Annotated in this window: 17 protein-coding genes; 11 read left to right on the forward strand and 6 right to left on the reverse strand. The window is 71.5% G+C overall.

Going from position 1 to position 15,201, the window contains the following annotated elements; genetic code table 11:
• Window positions 1–164 precede the first annotated feature (164 nt).
• Complete coding sequence (locus NKG96_RS00530; RefSeq protein WP_254536492.1) at window positions 165–2,828, forward strand: ATP-binding protein; 2,664 nt, start codon at window positions 165–167, stop codon at window positions 2,826–2,828.
• Here NKG96_RS00530 and NKG96_RS00535 read toward each other — a convergent pair.
• Both NKG96_RS00535 and NKG96_RS00540 read right to left on the reverse strand, forming a co-directional pair.
• A complete protein-coding gene (locus tag NKG96_RS00535) occupies window positions 2,810–5,635 on the reverse strand; it encodes a PEP/pyruvate-binding domain-containing protein (RefSeq protein WP_254536493.1) in 2,826 nt (941 codons plus the stop codon). The two genes, NKG96_RS00530 and NKG96_RS00535, sit on opposite strands and share 19 nt — an antisense overlap.
• 77 nt (window positions 5,636–5,712) lie before the next feature.
• Window positions 5,713–6,366 (reverse strand): GNAT family N-acetyltransferase, encoded by a 654-nt coding sequence (locus NKG96_RS00540; RefSeq protein ID WP_254536495.1) that lies wholly within the window; start codon window positions 6,364–6,366, stop codon window positions 5,713–5,715.
• Between the two features lie 100 nt (window positions 6,367–6,466).
• Between NKG96_RS00540 and NKG96_RS00545 the strand changes: the two genes are divergently transcribed.
• The 6 genes from NKG96_RS00545 to NKG96_RS00570 all read left to right on the forward strand — a co-directional run bounded on the left by NKG96_RS00545 (window position 6,467) and on the right by NKG96_RS00570 (window position 9,700).
• The gene (locus tag NKG96_RS00545; protein ID WP_254536496.1) at window positions 6,467–6,766 is read left to right on the forward strand and encodes a DUF7968 family protein; all 300 of its coding nucleotides are present in this window, start codon (window positions 6,467–6,469) and stop codon (window positions 6,764–6,766) included.
• Between the two features lie 69 nt (window positions 6,767–6,835).
• On the forward strand, window positions 6,836–7,102 hold the full coding sequence (locus NKG96_RS00550; RefSeq protein ID WP_254536497.1) for a DUF7854 family protein: 267 nt from the start codon (window positions 6,836–6,838) through the stop codon (window positions 7,100–7,102).
• Window positions 7,103–7,147: 45 nt separating this feature from the next.
• Window positions 7,148–7,486, forward strand: a complete 339-nt coding sequence (locus tag NKG96_RS00555; protein ID WP_254536498.1) for a DUF7855 family protein — start codon at window positions 7,148–7,150, stop codon at window positions 7,484–7,486.
• Window position 7,487: 1 nt separating this feature from the next.
• Window positions 7,488–8,300, forward strand: a complete 813-nt coding sequence (locus tag NKG96_RS00560; RefSeq protein WP_254536499.1) for a DUF7856 family protein — start codon at window positions 7,488–7,490, stop codon at window positions 8,298–8,300.
• Between the two features lie 36 nt (window positions 8,301–8,336).
• Window positions 8,337–9,035 carry a DUF7857 domain-containing protein gene (locus tag NKG96_RS00565; protein ID WP_254536500.1) on the forward strand — a complete coding sequence of 233 codons (699 nt, stop codon included), beginning with the start codon at window positions 8,337–8,339 and terminating at the stop codon, window positions 9,033–9,035.
• A complete protein-coding gene (locus NKG96_RS00570; RefSeq protein ID WP_254536502.1) occupies window positions 9,032–9,700 on the forward strand; it encodes a MinD/ParA family ATP-binding protein in 669 nt (222 codons plus the stop codon). The genes NKG96_RS00565 and NKG96_RS00570 overlap by 4 nt, the downstream gene beginning before the upstream one ends.
• Here the strand turns inward: NKG96_RS00570 and NKG96_RS00575 are convergent.
• Window positions 9,670–10,542, reverse strand: coding sequence for a transcription initiation factor IIB (locus NKG96_RS00575; RefSeq protein WP_254536503.1), 873 nt, complete (start codon window positions 10,540–10,542; stop codon window positions 9,670–9,672). The genes NKG96_RS00570 and NKG96_RS00575 overlap by 31 nt on opposite strands.
• Window positions 10,543–10,691: 149 nt before the next feature.
• Between NKG96_RS00575 and NKG96_RS00580 the strand changes: the two genes are divergently transcribed.
• Window positions 10,692–11,204, forward strand: a complete 513-nt coding sequence (locus NKG96_RS00580) for a DUF7858 family protein (RefSeq protein ID WP_254536504.1) — start codon at window positions 10,692–10,694, stop codon at window positions 11,202–11,204.
• On the opposite strand, the gene NKG96_RS00585 is transcribed toward NKG96_RS00580, so the two are convergent.
• From NKG96_RS00585 to NKG96_RS00595, 3 genes are read right to left on the reverse strand one after another with little or no spacing between them, the layout of a single operon-like run.
• Window positions 11,201–11,935, reverse strand: a complete 735-nt coding sequence (locus NKG96_RS00585; protein ID WP_254536505.1) for a ParA family protein — start codon at window positions 11,933–11,935, stop codon at window positions 11,201–11,203. The two genes, NKG96_RS00580 and NKG96_RS00585, sit on opposite strands and share 4 nt — an antisense overlap.
• Window positions 11,936–11,988: 53 nt before the next feature.
• A complete protein-coding gene (locus NKG96_RS00590; RefSeq protein WP_254536507.1) occupies window positions 11,989–12,204 on the reverse strand; it encodes a hypothetical protein in 216 nt (71 codons plus the stop codon).
• Between the two features lie 42 nt (window positions 12,205–12,246).
• Window positions 12,247–12,669 (reverse strand): HIT family protein, encoded by a 423-nt coding sequence (locus tag NKG96_RS00595; protein ID WP_254536508.1) that lies wholly within the window; start codon window positions 12,667–12,669, stop codon window positions 12,247–12,249.
• A gap of 96 nt (window positions 12,670–12,765) precedes the next feature.
• Here NKG96_RS00595 and NKG96_RS00600 point away from each other — a divergent pair, with 96 nt between their 5' ends.
• The 3 genes from NKG96_RS00600 to NKG96_RS00610 all read left to right on the forward strand — a co-directional run bounded on the left by NKG96_RS00600 (window position 12,766) and on the right by NKG96_RS00610 (window position 15,185).
• Window positions 12,766–13,767 (forward strand): hypothetical protein, encoded by a 1,002-nt coding sequence (locus NKG96_RS00600; RefSeq protein WP_254536509.1) that lies wholly within the window; start codon window positions 12,766–12,768, stop codon window positions 13,765–13,767.
• Between the two features lie 87 nt (window positions 13,768–13,854).
• On the forward strand, window positions 13,855–14,292 hold the full coding sequence (locus NKG96_RS00605; protein ID WP_254536510.1) for a methylated-DNA--[protein]-cysteine S-methyltransferase: 438 nt from the start codon (window positions 13,855–13,857) through the stop codon (window positions 14,290–14,292).
• Window positions 14,293–14,324: 32 nt separating this feature from the next.
• A complete protein-coding gene (locus NKG96_RS00610) occupies window positions 14,325–15,185 on the forward strand; it encodes an amidohydrolase family protein (RefSeq protein WP_438267424.1) in 861 nt (286 codons plus the stop codon).
• Window positions 15,186–15,201 lie beyond the last annotated feature (16 nt).

A 15,201-nucleotide genomic window follows, 5' to 3' on the forward strand; every position in this document is an offset into this window, starting at 1 on the left:
CCTTCCACCACGGCGATTGCCCAGTCCCCTCGACGGCCGCGTCCCCGTCGAACGGGCGCCTGGCGACCCCCGGGCGAGTCCGGCGACGGCCCCGCGGTCCGTCGATTCACTTTCGCCGCGCGCTACGCGAAGGTTCTTATCCGAACGGGCGGTAGCCTCGCCAAATGGCTCTCGCGGAGGACACCGACATCATCGACGCCTTCGAGGAGTTCTACCGCAACTACTACCGGAACGCGATCGGTGAACTCGCCCGGAAGTACCCCAACGACCAGCGCTCGCTGTACGTCTCGTGGGGCGACCTCTACCGCTTCGACCAGGACCTCGCGGAACAGTACCGCAACCAGCCCGACCAGCTACAGGAGTACGCCGAGGAGGCCCTCCGCCTCTACGACCTCCCCGTCGACGTCTCGCTCGGACAGGCACACGTCCGCGTCCACGAACTCCCCGACCCGACGGACATCCGCGACATCCGCGCTCGCCACCGCGGGCAACTGCTCGCCGTCCGGGGCATCGTCCGGAAGGCCACCGACGTCCGTCCGAAGATACAGGAGGCCGCCTTCGAGTGCCAGCGCTGTGGCACCCTGACGCGCATCCCCCAGACCGGCGGCGACTTCCAGGAACCCCACGAGTGTCAGGGCTGTGAGCGACAGGGACCCTTCCGAATCAACTTCGACCAGTCGGAGTTCATCGACGCCCAGAAGATACGGGTCCAGGAGTCCCCCGAGGGGCTACGCGGCGGGGAGACCCCCCAGAACATCGACATCCACATCGAGGACGACATCACGGGCGAGGTGACCGCCGGGGACCACGTCGCCGTCACGGGCGTCCTCCACCTCGACCAGCAGGAGTCGGGCCAGCAGAAGTCTGCGATGTTCGACATCTACATGGACGGCGTCGCGGTCGAGATCGAGGACGAGCAGTTCGAGGAGATGGACATCACCGACGAGGACAAACGCGAGATCGTCGAACTCTCCTCCTCGCCCGACATCTACGAGAAGATGGTCGGGGCCGTCGCCCCCTCCATCTACGGCTACGACCAGGAGAAGATGGCCATGATCTTCCAGCTCTTTTCGGGCGTCACCAAACACCTCCCCGACGGCTCCCGCATCCGGGGGGACCTCCACATGCTGCTGATAGGGGACCCCGGGACGGGGAAGTGTGTCCGCGGCGACACCCGGGTGACGCTCGCCGACGGGAGCGAGGTACCCATCCGTGACCTCGTGGAGTCGAACCTGACCGACCCGAAGCCCATCGACGATGGCGTGTATCAGGAGGTGGACTTCGAGGTGCCGTCACTGCGAGACGACGGGACCATCGGCCGCCAGCGGGCTACCAAGGTATGGAAGCGAGAGGCCCCCGAGACGATGCTCCGCGTGCGGACCGCGACGGGTCACGAACTGGAGGTCACGCCGTCGCATCCACTGTTCGTCCAGCAAGGGGGTCGACACGTCGCTGTCAGAGCGGAGGACCTCTCGAAGGGCGAGTTCGTCGCTGTGTCCCCATTAAGGGACTCGACAGCGCACACAGACTCCGATGTCGCTACGGATGGCGGCGCTGTTGCCAGTGACGCATCTGACGTGTCCCGCAGACAACAGCCTGACAAATCCGTCGCGTGGGACCGCATCGAGTCCATCGAGCGTATCGAACCCGACGAGGAGTGGGTGTACGACCTCGAAATCGAGGGGACGCACAACTACCTCACGAACAACGTCGTCTCGCACAACTCCCAGATGCTATCGTATATCCAGAATATCGCGCCGCGGTCAGTGTACACGTCCGGGAAAGGTTCGTCCTCGGCGGGTTTAACTGCGGCAGCCGTACGCGACGACTTCGGCGAGGGCCAGCAGTGGTCGCTGGAGGCGGGGGCGCTCGTCCTCGCCGACCAGGGCATCGCGGCGGTGGACGAACTGGACAAGATGCGCCCGGAGGACCGTTCGGCGATGCACGAGGCGCTGGAACAACAGAAGATATCGGTGTCGAAGGCGGGCATCAACGCCACGCTGAAGTCGCGGTGTTCGCTGCTGGGTGCGGCGAACCCGAAGTACGGCCGGTTCGACCAGTACGAACCCATCGGCGAGCAGATCAACCTCGAACCGGCGCTCATCTCGCGGTTCGACCTCATCTTCACGGTGACGGACAAGCCCGACGCCGAGAAGGACCGCGACCTCGCCGAACACATCATCAACACGAACTACGCGGGCGAACTCCACACCCACCGGACGAACAACGCCACCTCGCAGTTCAGCCAGGAGGAAGTCGACACGGTCACCGAGGAGGTGGCCCCGACCATCGAACCCGAACTCCTGCGCAAGTACATCGCGTACGCCAAGCGCAACGTCTACCCGACGATGACCGAGGAGGCCAAAGAGACCATCCGTGACTTCTACGTCGACCTGCGTGCCCGCGGCTCCGACGAGGACTCGCCCATCCCCGTCACCGCGCGGAAACTGGAGGCGCTGGTCCGCCTCGCCGAAGCGTCGGCACGGGTCCGCCTCTCGGACACCGTCGAGGCCGAGGACGCCGAGCGGGTGACGACCCTCGTCCGGTCCTGTCTGGAGGACATCGGGATGGACCCCGAGACGGGCGAGTTCGACGCCGACATCGTCGAGACGGGCACCTCGAAGACCCAGCGCGACCGCATCAAGAACGTGAAGGGCATCATCAGCGAGGTCGAAGAGGAGTACGACGAGGGCGCGCCCGTCGAGGAGGTCCTCGACCGGGCCGAGGCGGCGGGCATCGAGCGCTCGAAGGCCGAACACGAGATCGAGAAGCTCCGCCGGCAGGGCGACGTGTACGAACCGCAGACCGACTACCTGCGGACGGTCTGACCGGACCGCCCCGCCTCGCTGTCCGACCTGTCTTCCTCGCCGCCGTCCACGTCCTCCAGTAATTCGACCGTCCCGCGCGCCCCGTCGATTCTGACCCGTTGTCCGGTCCGAATCGCGCGGGTCGCGCCCGGTACGGAGACGACGGCGGGGAGGCCGTACTCGCGGGCGACCAGTGCGCCGTGACTGACCGGGCCACCCACCTCGACGACCATCCCGGCGGCGTTGAGGAACAGGGGCGTCCACCCGGGGTCCGAGGAGGGGGCGACGAGTATCTCGCCGCGTTCGACCGTCGCGGTGCGCGGGTCGCGGACGACGCGCGCGACGCCCTCGACGACGCCCGCCGAGACGCCCGTCCCGACGAGGGTGCCGGGCGGCAGGTCCCCGTGGTCGACGTGCCCGACCGGTGCTTCGCCCTCGCTGGTCAGGAGGGGTGGGGCGTCGAGGGCGACGTGTCGCTCGAACTCCCGGCGGCGGGCCTCGACGTCCACGTCGATGGGTTCGCCGTCGAGGGCGGCCAGCAGTTCGTCGCGCCGGAGGAACCAGACGTCGCCCGGGGCGGCGAGGACGCCCTCGTCGGCGAGGCGCGCACCCGCTTCGAGGAACACCGTCCGCCACGCGGTGAACAGGTGTGCAGTGCCGTGTTTCGGGTACTCGCGGAGCATGACGAACCGCCGGTAGACGCGGACGAGGTGGCGGACGAGACGGCGGCGGAGCGGTCCGAAGGGGCCGCGGTCTGCTCGCGCTTCGAGTCGTGCGGCGGCCGTCTCGGCCTCGCGGGCGAGTCGACGGACCCGTTTGTGGTGTTCACCGGGCGACGGCGTCCCCGCCTCCCCGCCCTCCGCGAGGTTGGCCCGAATCGCTCCGAGGAGGGGCGCGGGGTCCTCGCGCCACCGGGGGCGACTGAGGTCTATCTCGCCCGTCGCGCGGTGTCCGAACTCCGCGAGGTAGCGCTCGAACGCGAGGCGGAAGGACCGACCCCCCGGGACGCGCTCGACGTCCTCCAGCGACGCACCCTCCCGAAGGGCGTCGGCGACGGCCGGATGCTCGCGGGCGACGTCCGCGAGGTCACCGAGGCCGAGGTTGAGGCGGGTGACGAGTTCGCGCTCGAACCCCCTGCCGACGGCGTTCACCTCGTCGGGTGCGTCCGGGAACCGACGTTTCAGCCAGCCGCCGATGGCGAGGGCGGTGAACAGCGGGGCGATTCGAGGGTACAGTTCCGCGAGTATCTCCGGGATGTCGAGCGAGTCGAAGGCCCTGCGGACGCGACCGTCGGTCGTCGCGGGGGCGGCGACGTCGTTCGAGGCCCGGCGGGCCCACACCTCGAACCAGACGCCGACCGTCTCGGCGTCTCGCGGGCGACCGACGAGCGTGCCGAGGACGCCGAGGAGCGTCCGGGGGAGGACGCGCAGGGCCAGCAGACCGAGCGTCAGGGCGGTGGCGGCGAACGCGGGGAGGGCGGCGAGCGAGCGGCGCTCGCGCCGGAACGCCTCCTCCCGCCGCTCGATTAGGTCCGTGAGGCCCCGCGAGGCCGGTTCGTTGACGTTGGCCAGCAGGTCGGGGAGGCGCCGGCGGAGGAACCCCACCCGGAGGAGCGGGGTCAGGTCGACGTACACGCGACCCCCGGCCTCGACGGCGGGCCGCGTCCAGGCGCGCTCGATGCCGAACGCCTCCGGTTCCCGTTCGACGTAGTTCGTCCACACGTCCCGCACGAGTGGCGGCAGCGCCTCCGGGAGCGCCTGCATGTGGCCGACGCTAAGGTAGACGTGCAGGCGGTCGTCTGCGGGGAGCGGGTCGGGCAGGGGGAACAGCGACGTGATGGGCCGTGACTGGAGGAGGACGAACCGCCCACCCACGAGCGCCCACTCCACGTCCTGTGGCGACCCGAGCAGCGACTCGACGCGGTCGCCGAGGGCGACGAGTTCGCGGACCTGTTCGTCCGAGAGGACACGCGCGACTCGGCGGTCCGCGGAGAGGTCGACGCGCTCGGTGCCGCCGCCCTCGCGGGGACGGCTGACGACGCGCTTCTCGCCCACCGCGTAGTCGAGCACCTCGCCAGTCCGTCGGTCCACCCGGACGGTGTCGGGCGTCGTCTCGCCGCCGACGAGCGCCTCGCCGAGGCCGAAACCGGCGTCCACGCTCGCGACGTGGCGGCTCCCGGTCGACGGGTCGGCGGTGAACAGCACCCCCGCGCTCTTGGCGTCGACCATCGGCTGGACGACGACGGCCATCGCCACCGTGTCGGCGGTGTGCGGGAGGCCGTTCCGGGCGCGGTAGGCGACCGCTCGGTCGGTGAACGTCCCCGCGAGGCAGTCGCGGACCCGGTCAGGGACCTCCCCGTGCGGGACGTTCAGGAACGTCTCGTGTTGTCCCGCGAAACTCGCCTCGGGGAGGTCCTCTGCGGTCGCGGACGACCGGACCGCGACGGGACCGTCGACCCCGGACAGGGCCTCCCCGATGGCCGTCAGCGCCGGTTCGGGGAGGGGGCGCGCCCGGACGAGCGCCCGCACCTCCCGCGAGGCGTCGGGGAGTCGGGAGTCGTCCGGGCCGAGGGCGGCGAGGCGGTCGACGGCCGCCTCGACGTCGGGGTCGTCGACCACCGCGCGGTACACGGCGGTCGTCACGCAGAACCCCTCCGGGACGGGGAGGTCCGCACCGAGGAGGCGCGCGAGCGCCGCCCCCTTCCCGCCCGCGAGCGAGCGGTCGGTCGCCCGGTCGTCCCGGAGGTCGATGACGGGAGACGTGTCGGTCGTCACGTCCGTCCTCTCCCCTCGATTCGGGTCCGCCTTCCGTCCGCGACCGTCGCTCATGACTGCGTGAGATACGTGCCCATGGAGCAAAACCCGCACGCCGACGGGAGGTCGTCGAGAAGCCGCCGCGAGCGGGGTCAGGCGGTCCCGAGGTGGGCCTCGCCGGCCCGGAGCGCCGCCGCGAGGGCTTCGGGGGGGAGGTCGTCCAGCGAACGCGGGGGGGCGGGCGCGTCGGCGGCGGCGTCACCCTCGCTCCCGATGCGCTTCTGCAACCACGCCACGTCGTGCCAGTCGCCGAGTTTGTACCCCGCGTCCGCGAGGACGCCGACGGACTCGAAGCCGAGTGCCTCGTGAAACGCGGCGCTCGCCTCGTTCGGGAGCGTCATCACCGCGAAGATGTTCCGGTAACCCTGGTCGGCGAGGAGGGCGATGAGCGCCGTGTAGAGCGCCCGTGCGACCCCCCGGCGCTGTGCGGCGGGGTCGACGTACACCGACGACTCGACGGACCACTGGTAGGCCGCCCGCTTCCGGACCGGCCCGGCGTAAGCGTAGCCCACGACCTCGCCGCCTAACTCGTCCGACTCGTCTGCCTCGTCCGACTCTCCCGACCGCTCGCACACCAGCCACGGGGAGGCGGGGAGCGTCTCCTCGATGCGGCCGCGAATCTCGTCCCTCGAGGGGTCGTCCTGCTCGAAGGTGATGGCAGTGTCCGCGACGAAGGGGGCGTAGATGCGGCGGACGGCCGCGGCGTCGTCCGCCGTGGCGAGGCGGAGGGCGAACGCGTCGGTCATACCCGTCACTCACCGACGGGGGCCAAACCGGTGTCGGTCACGGCGGGTGGTTCGGGCGTCGGGCGCAACGCTGACGTGCGCGTCACCCCTACGCACGGGCATGATAACCCGCGTCGTCCTCTCGCACCCCGCCGAACTGAGCGCGTGGGGCCGGATGCAGATCGACACGAAGCACTTCAGGGCGTGGCTCAGGCGCACGCACGACACCTTCGAGGTAGGCGACGAGTTCGAGGAGTTCGCCGACGTGGGCTGTTGTGGCGACGCCCTCCACATCCCGTTCGTCGTCGAGGCGGTGGAAGGGGAAGGCGAGGTGACCCGCGAGACGGACATCGCGTACACGGAGCGAGAGGGCTGTGACTTCGCGGGCGGGTGGCGCGTCCAGAGCAAGGCAGGGCCGTAGCCCCCGTCCCGGGAACCCCGACCCCGAGGAGCGGGCGTTTTTTGTCGGCCCACGCAGAGAGTCGACCGGATGGACCGCATCTCCGCGCTCCGGAACGTCGAGGAGGCCCTGAGCGACTTCGAGGCCGGCGAGTGCGACCTCGCGACGATGGAGCGCCGCATCCGGGGGGTCCTCCGCACCTACGCGACGGAGTTCGCCGACCTCGACGCCTACCGCGCGACCGGCGGGAGCGCGGACGGGATGGTCGTCGTCGCCGACTCGCCGACCGAGGCCCGACGCCGGGTCCGGGACCTCGCGGATGACCCGGGTGACTTCGACGTGACCCGCGTGGAGTAGTTCTTCTCCGATTGATTTTAGTTCACGTATTCATGAACGTAGCTCGTGCTACTGGTCGTCGCCTACTCGCGTGCTGCGCGAGCCACCCTCCGGAACGTCCACGCGGCCCACGAGGCGTCCGTCGTCCGGCGCTTCGGGCGGGTCGCGCTGTTCGAGGCAACGGAACTGGGCGCGTTCCTCGCGCTTCGCCTGCGCGAGAAACACCCCGGGGAGGTACAGGTCGACCGGGTGCGACCGTTCAACGAGTTCGAGAGCGTCCCCGACCCCGTCCGGGAGGCCGCCCGCGCGTACGAGGCCCGCGAGACGCCGAGTACCCCCTACAGCAAGTTCGCGGCGGGGACCGACCACCCGAGCGCCGACGCGATGGCCGGGCGCGACCTCTGAGATGCGCGTCCGGGCCGAGGGGACGTGGCGCGAGACGGACGCCCTCGACCTCCGGGAGGGCGATCGAGGCCGCGAGGCGGTCTGCGAGGCCGTCGCGGGCGACGCGGGGTGGCTGGAGTGTCCCGCTCCGGGGCCACTCTGGGACCACGTCGCCCCCGTCGCGCCCGGGGAACCCGTCCCGACGCGGACGGCACTCGCCGCGGCGGCGCGATCCCGGGGGCTGACGGCCCCACAGGACGACGAGCGTCGGGCCGTGCTGACCCGGCGGGACGGGATCGAGGTCGAGTCGGTCGAGACCGCACCGCTCCGCCGCCGCCTCGCCGCGGCCAGCGCGGACACCGACCGCCTCCGGGAGACGGTCGCCCGCCTGCAGGGGCGCGTGCAGGCGACCCGGGAGGCGGACCGGGCGACGGACGACGAGGACGAACTGGCCGGCGCGGTCCGTCGCCTCTCCGAACGCGAGACGGAGCGGGCGGCGGCCAGACAGGCGCTCGACCGCGCCCGCACCAGACGGCGGGCGGCCCGCGATGCCCGCGAGGAGCGCCGACGACTGGCCGACCGGGCGGCGAACCTCGCGCGGGCGGCCCGCCGTCACCTCGTGGAGCGCGTCGACGACGAGTTCCGCGCGGCGGTCGACGCCGTCCCGGGAGGCGAGGCCGACCCCGCCGACCCCTTCGAGTCGGACCCGGTGACGCGGGCGCTGGCCATCGCACGGGTCGGCGAACCACGCGCGCCGGTGGTCCTCGACTGCGACCGCTTCCCGAGTGCGCGCGCCGCCGCGACGTGGCTCTCCGCACCCGTCGTCCGCCTGTAGTCCAACTTTATCCCGGAGAGCGCGACCAGAGCGCGCATGGAGACGCCGACCGACGTGGAGTGGACGACGACCGACGAGGGGGACGTGACCCTCGTGTCTGTCGTCCTGCGGAGCGAGCGCCCCCGACGAGTTCGGGTCCGGCCGACCCGCGGGGGACCGGTGTGGCCCCCCCGGAGCGACGGCGTGCCGGTCGAGGGGTGGGACGACGGGACGTTCGAGGGCGTGGTCGACGGGCGGCGCGCGCTCGGGTTCGCCACGCCCGCGAGGGACGGGACGACGGCGGGCCCCGTCGACGTGACGTGGCTCGGCCCGGCGGACCCGACGCCGGCGTTCGAGCGCCACCCCGACGTGCCGCCCGTGGCGGCGACGCCCGCGGGCGTGGTCCAGGCGTTGGGCGACCCGGCCCCCCCGCGGGACGCGGTACCGAACGCGAGAGACGCACCCGACGGCGCGACCGGAGAGACGACCCGGACGGTCGGAGACCCGGCGCCCGAGGAGATCGACCTCGCGGCGGTCGAGCGACGGGTCGAACTGGCGGAGGCGCTGGCAGCGGCCGGGTCGCTCGCCGAGGCGACCGAGGCTGTCGAACGGGCGGGCGGACTGGCGGGCGTCCACGCGCTCTCCCGGGCGCTCGACGTCGACGGGGAACGCCTCGAACGGGCGGGACACGACGCCCTCGCGGACCGCGTTCGGGCGGTGAGCGTCCCCGTCGGGACGCTGGAGCGCATCGCGTGATCCTCGCCGTCACCGGCGGGAAGGGCGGCGTCGGGAAGTCCACCGTCGCGTACGCGCTCGGCCACCACCTCGACGCGGTGGTCGTGGACGCCGACCTCGGGATGGCCGACCTGCCGAGCGCCCGCGGCCCGGACCTCCACGACGTGCTGGCGGGGCGGGCGACGGCACCGGAGGCGGTCCGCGAGGACGGGCCCGTCGACTTGCTCCCCTGCGGGCGGTCGCTCCGGGGGGCGCGTGCGGCCGACCCGCGCCGACTCGTCGACGCTCTCGGAGCCGTCGAGCGCGAGTACGGCCGCGTCGTCGTGGACTGCGCGGCGGGTCTGGGGAGCGACGTGGGCCTGCCCCTCCTCGCAGCCGACGCCTGCGTGGTTGTGACGACGCCCGACGAGGTGGCACTCGTCGACGCCGTCAGGACGCGAGCGCTGGCGCGCGAACTGGACGCGGGGCTGGCGGCGGTGGCGCTCAACAGGGTCCGAGAGGAATCGCCCACGGAACGGGTCGAACGGCTGTTCGGCGCGCCCGTGGTGGCGATTCCGGCCGCGGCGTCGGTCCCCCGGTCGACGGCGGCGGGGCTCCCGGCGGGGACGCGGAGTGGACAGGTACGAGAAGCGGTGGGGGCGCTCGCGGCGCGGGTTCAGTCGTCGTCCTCGCGCAGTTCGACGTAGGTCGTCCGGAGGGTCACCGGCGTCACGTCCGCCGCGTCGGCGGCCGCGCGTTGCGTGAGACCGTGGCTCGCCTCGCGCGCGGCGGTGTAGAGGCAGGCGGCGGCCACGCCGCCGGGGTTCCGCCCGACGACGAGGTTCCGGTCGTGGGCCTCGTCGGCCAGTTCGCGGGCGCGCCGTTCGACGTCTCGGGGAAGGTCGAGGGCGGAGGCGAACCGCGGGAGGTACTCGCGCGGGTCGACGGGGCCGGTCGGCAGGCCCAGTTCGCGGTTGAGGGCGTCGTAGGCGACCTGCAGTTCGGACTGGGTCGCCTTCGCGTCGGCGACCACCTCCCCCACCGTGCGAGCGATGCTGTCGGCCCGGCAGGTGGCGTACACCGCGGCGGCCGCGAACCCCTCCAGCGAGCGCCCGCGAAGCAGGTCCGCGTCCTGTGCGGACTCGAAGAGGACACACGCGCGGTCGCGGATGGTGTCGGGCAGGTCCAGTTGCCCGGTGAGCCGGCGAATCTCGGTGAACGCGTACACCTGGTTGCGCTCGGCCTTGCTCGCGATGCGGGCGCGGTTGTGCTGACGGCGGAGGCGGGCCATCTGCCGGCGCTTGCGACCCTTCAGGCGGGTCGACCGGCCGATTTCGGTCGAGAGGCCGCGGTCGTGGCGCGACCGGGTGAGCGGCGCGCCGGTGCGCTTCGGGTTCGTGTCGTCGTCCGCAAAGGAGCGCCACTCGGGGCCGCGGTCGATGGCGTCCTCGCCGACGACGAGGCCGCAACTGGCACAGACGGTCTCGCACTGGTCGGTTCGGAGGCGGCCGTCACATTCGGGGCAGCAGCGGGCAGGTGCGGAACTCATCACATGTCGAACTCGGTCCCGACACCCCTTTAAGAAAGGTGCGGTCAGCGCCGATTCTGGCCGCTCGGCGCCGCTCGAACGTATCGGTAGCCGATACGCTATCACCACCCATCCGAAATTTTATGTGCGGTATCTCGATATGTTCGGATATGGGACTGTCAGACATCGCGGCCGGGCTGGAGGTCACGACCGAACAGCGCGAGCGTGGAGTCGCGGCGGTGGACGCGACCGACACGCCGCTCGCGGAGCGTCTCGCCGCGTTCGCCGCCGACCTGCCCTGTTCGCCCGAGGCGGCCGCGACGGTGGTCGAGACGTACGCGGGCGGCGCGAGCGTCGGTGCGAGCGCCGACGCCGCCGGCCTCCCACCGATGACGGGCGCGAAGGCCCTCCACCTCCTCGGGGAGTCCGTCTCCCCGCTCGGGCCGACGGGTCGCAATATCGTTCGAGACTGGCTCTCCGCTGACCTCTCGCGGGCGGACGCGCTCGCGCTCTCGGGCGCGAGCGAGACGGCGTTCGCGCTTGCGGCCTACGTGGAGACACACGACCCAGTTCCGGGCGCGCGGGACGCACTGGAGGGTGCGCTCTCGCCGTCGGGCGACGCGGCCGTCGCTAAGCGCGACCAGCTCGGCGACACGCTCGACGACGCCAGCGACTTCTTCTAGCTCGACCCGAAGCCCGCGAGGCGCTCCCGGAGGGTCGCGTCCTCGAACTCGATGTCCGGCGTCACGTCGAGCAGTTCCTCGGCCGCGAGCGCCACTGCCGCCGGGAACGTGCCGCCGCCCGTCGCACAGACCGGGGCCGACGCGGGGTCGGTCGTGTCGCTCGTCGGGACGGCTGCCGTCGCGTCCGCTGGCGGATCGCTCGACCAGTTGAAGAGTGTGCGCGGGTCCGACACGCCGAGGTCCGCGAGTCTGTCACGCTGTCGGGGGAGGGCGTCGCACCCGCGCTGACTGTCCGGAACGACGAGGACGACGCGGTCGGCGGCGGTCACCGCCGCGACCGACTGGTTGGCGGCGACGGGCGGCGTGTCCACGAGGACGCGGTCGAACGTCTTCTCGGCTTCCGCTACCAATCGTTCGAACCGCCGGGCGGCGTCGGGGCCCTTTGCGCGGGCGAGTCGCTCGAAGGGCGCGCGGGCCGGGCAGACCGCGAGGCGGCCAGGACCGGCGTCGAGGTCGACGAGGCCGTCGGCCAGCGGGTCCTCGGAGAGGGCGAGTGCGGTGATATCGGGGTCGATGCGTCGGGGAACGTAGTCGGCGAGGCCCTGCGTGGCGTAGGCGGCGTCGAGCACCGCCACGTCACGCCCGTCACGGACGAGGAGGGCGGCGAGTTCGAGCGTCAGGCGGGTCGTCCCCGCGCCGCCGACCGCACCGACGAGTGCGCAACTGGACATATCGAAAGTCGTGTCGTTTCCGGATAAAAGGTGTCGGGTACACTGATTGCGCCTCAGAAGTCGGCGTACCGGAGCCAATCGATGGCAGCGAGGACGAACCACCCCATCCAGACGGTGAACACCGCCAGCGCCGCCCCGTAGCGGACGAGGGGCGACTCCACCGAGAGGGCGATGGCGAGGGCCACCGCCACGAGGAGGAGGGCGGCGAGGTTCCGCCGCCGGTCGCCGAGGGCCGCGAGGAGGGCGCGCCGGGCCGCCGGGTCGCTCATGCCCCCGGGTTCGCTCCGGGCGACAAAAGGGTCTGTGAGAACTCAGACGTCGTCAGAGATTCGCTCGGCGATGGCGTCCAGTTCGTCGTCGCTCAGGTCGGGGCGGGGCCACTCGAGGGCGTGGAGGGGGCCGACGCCGTCGCCGTCGAACCGGGGGACGACGTGGAGGTGCGCGTGGGGCACCTCCTGTCCCGCCGCCCGCCCGTTGTTCATCCCGAGGGAGGTGGCGTCGGCGTCGACGGCGGACTCCACGACGGACGTGAGGCGACCCGCCGTCGCGAACACCGCGTCGCGCGTCTCGTCGGGCATCTCCCCGACTACCTCGTGGTGCTCTCTCGGGACGACGAGGGTGTGGCCCTCGGCGAGGGGGTTCGCGTCGAGGAAGGCGAGCACTCGGTCGTCTTCGTACACGGTCCGACTCGGCAGGTCGCCGTCGGCGATGCGACAGAACACGCAGTCGGTCATGGGCGGGTGAACTCGCGGGCGGCGCAAAAGCGTGCTGGAGGTCGGGGGAGTCGCAGACAGACTTTTCGCCCGACGAACGGTACGTGTCACCACACCATGGCTATCGAGTTCACCCGCGAGGTCCAGCGCGCGTCGTTCTACAGCCCACTGGAGGACTTCGAGCACGTCGACGCGGAGGTGGAGGTGCGCGAGGACCCCCTGACGGGCCGCCAGTCGCGAATCGCCCCCGGGAGCTTCCTCGCGCCCGACTCCTACGACATCGAGGAGGTGGTCGGCGACAGCGAGGGCTGTTTCTTCTGTCCCGACTCGGTCGAGGAGGTGACGCCGACGTACGACGACTTCGTCGGCGAGGACCGGGGGTCGGAGGGCGAGGCCACCTCGTTCCCGAACCTCAACCCCTACGGCGCGTACTCGAACGTCGTCGCTCTCACGGAGGACCACTTCCGGCCCATCGACGAGTTCGAGCCCGCGATATTCGAGGACGGCATCCGCCTCGCCCTGCGGTACGTCGCGGCGGTCCGGGACCACGACGAGCGTGCGCGATTCGCCTCGGTGAACATGAACTTCCTCCGGCCGGCGGGCAGCAGCATCGTCCACCCCCACCTCCAGACGCTCGTGGACGACCGGGCGACGAACCACCAGCGGACGCTCCTCGAAGCGAGCCGCGAGTACCACGACGAACACGACAGTTCCTACTGGGCGGACCTCCGGGGGAGGGAAGAAGACGGCGAGCGACACGTCGCGGACACGGGCGACGTGCGGTGGCTGGCCCCGTTCGCGCCCAAGCACCACCGCCACCTCGTCGGCGTGGCGGGCGAGCACGGGTTCCCCGACCCGGAGGGGGACCTGCCCGCGGACCTCGGGGCGGGACTGGTGCCCGTCCTGCAGAGCTACGCCGCCGCCGGGCTGAACAGCTTCAACGTCGCACTCTACCTCGCCGACGACCCCACGATGCCGCCGGTTCTCGATATCGTCGCCCGGTCGGTGTTCGACGAGTACTACTGGAGCGACTCGCCCTTTTTCACCGTCCTGCACGACGAGGGCGTGGTTGACGTGGCTCCCGAGACGTACGCGGCGGAGGCGCGAGAGCAGTTCTGATTGCGAGGGGAAGCCGGGGGTAGCGCTAAACCCCTCGGGTGGTAAGGCCTCGCACATGGACGAGCACTCACACCGTGGAGGCGGGCGATGAGAGTCACCCTGTTCGGGTCGCCGTTCGACCTCGACGAGTCGGTACTGGGGGACGACCCGGCGACGGTCGAACGCCAGTTGCGCGAGTACGAGGCCGGCGAGCGCCGGAGGTTCGACCTCGACGTCGCGTACCCCGAGTCGTTCACCGGGCGAGTGATGGAAGCCATGGCGGCCATTCCCTACGGCGAGACGCGCACCTACGGCGACCTCGCGCGCGAACTGGACACCGCGCCCGTCGCCGTCGGGGGCGGATGCGGGCGAAACCCGGTCCCCGTCGTCGTCCCGTGTCACCGCGTCGTCGCCAGCGACGGGAGCCTGCGGGGGTACTCCGCGCCGGGCGGTCTCAGCGTGAAACGCCATCTGCTGGACCACGAGTCGGCGGTGGCGGGGACGGACGGGAGCGCGCAGACCACGCTCGACGGGGTGGTCCAGTGAGCGCCGAGGACGCTCCGAGCGAGGACCTCGGGATGGAGACCGGCGAGGACGCCGAACCGGACCCGCGCTTCGCCGCCGCGACGGACTGCCACGTCCACCTGATGCCCGACCGCCTCATGGCGGCCATCCGCGAGGCGCTAACCGACGAGGGCGGGTGGGCGTTCCCCCATCCGACGGCGCAGGCCGAGATGGAGCGTGCGCTCCGGGCGCACGGCGTCGAACGCTACGTCGCGCTCCCGTACGCCCACAAGCCGGGGATGGCCCGCGAGTTGAACGAGTGGGTCGTAGAGCGGGCGGAGACGTCGGAGATGGCCGTCCCGTTCGCCACCGTCCACGGCGACGACGACGTGGGCGAGGTCGTGCGGGAGGCCTTCGAGGCGGGCGCTCGCGGCCTGAAGTTCCAGTGTCCCGTCCAGCGCTGTGGCCCGGCGGACCCCCGCCTCGACCCCGCCTTCGAACTCGCCGCCGAGTACGACCGTCCGATTCTCTTTCACGCCGGCACCGCGCCGATGTTCCGGGACAGCCCCCACGTCGGGGCCGACCAGTTCGAGCAGTTCCTCCAGTCGTACCCCGACGTCCGGGCCGCCTCGGCCCACCTCGGGGCCTACGAGGTCGAGGCGTTCTGTGCGCTCGCCCGCGACCACGACAACGCCTTCCTCGACACCTGCTTCACCATGTCGAGCGCGGTCGGCGAGTCGATGGACTTCGACCCCGACGACGTGCCCGACAGCGTCTTCGAGGACCTCTCTCACTCCATCATGTACGGGTCGGACTACCCGAACATCCCCCACTCCTACCGCTCGGAGCGCGAGAACCTGCTGGGGCGCGACCTCCCCGAGTCGGTGTACGACGACCTCTTTCGAGAGACCGCAGAGCGGTTCCTCTACGGCTAGTACCGGACGCGGTGTG

It is taken from the genome of Halomarina litorea, from assembly GCF_024227715.1.
Taxonomy (GTDB): Archaea; Halobacteriota; Halobacteria; order Halobacteriales; family Haloarculaceae; genus Halomarina; species Halomarina litorea.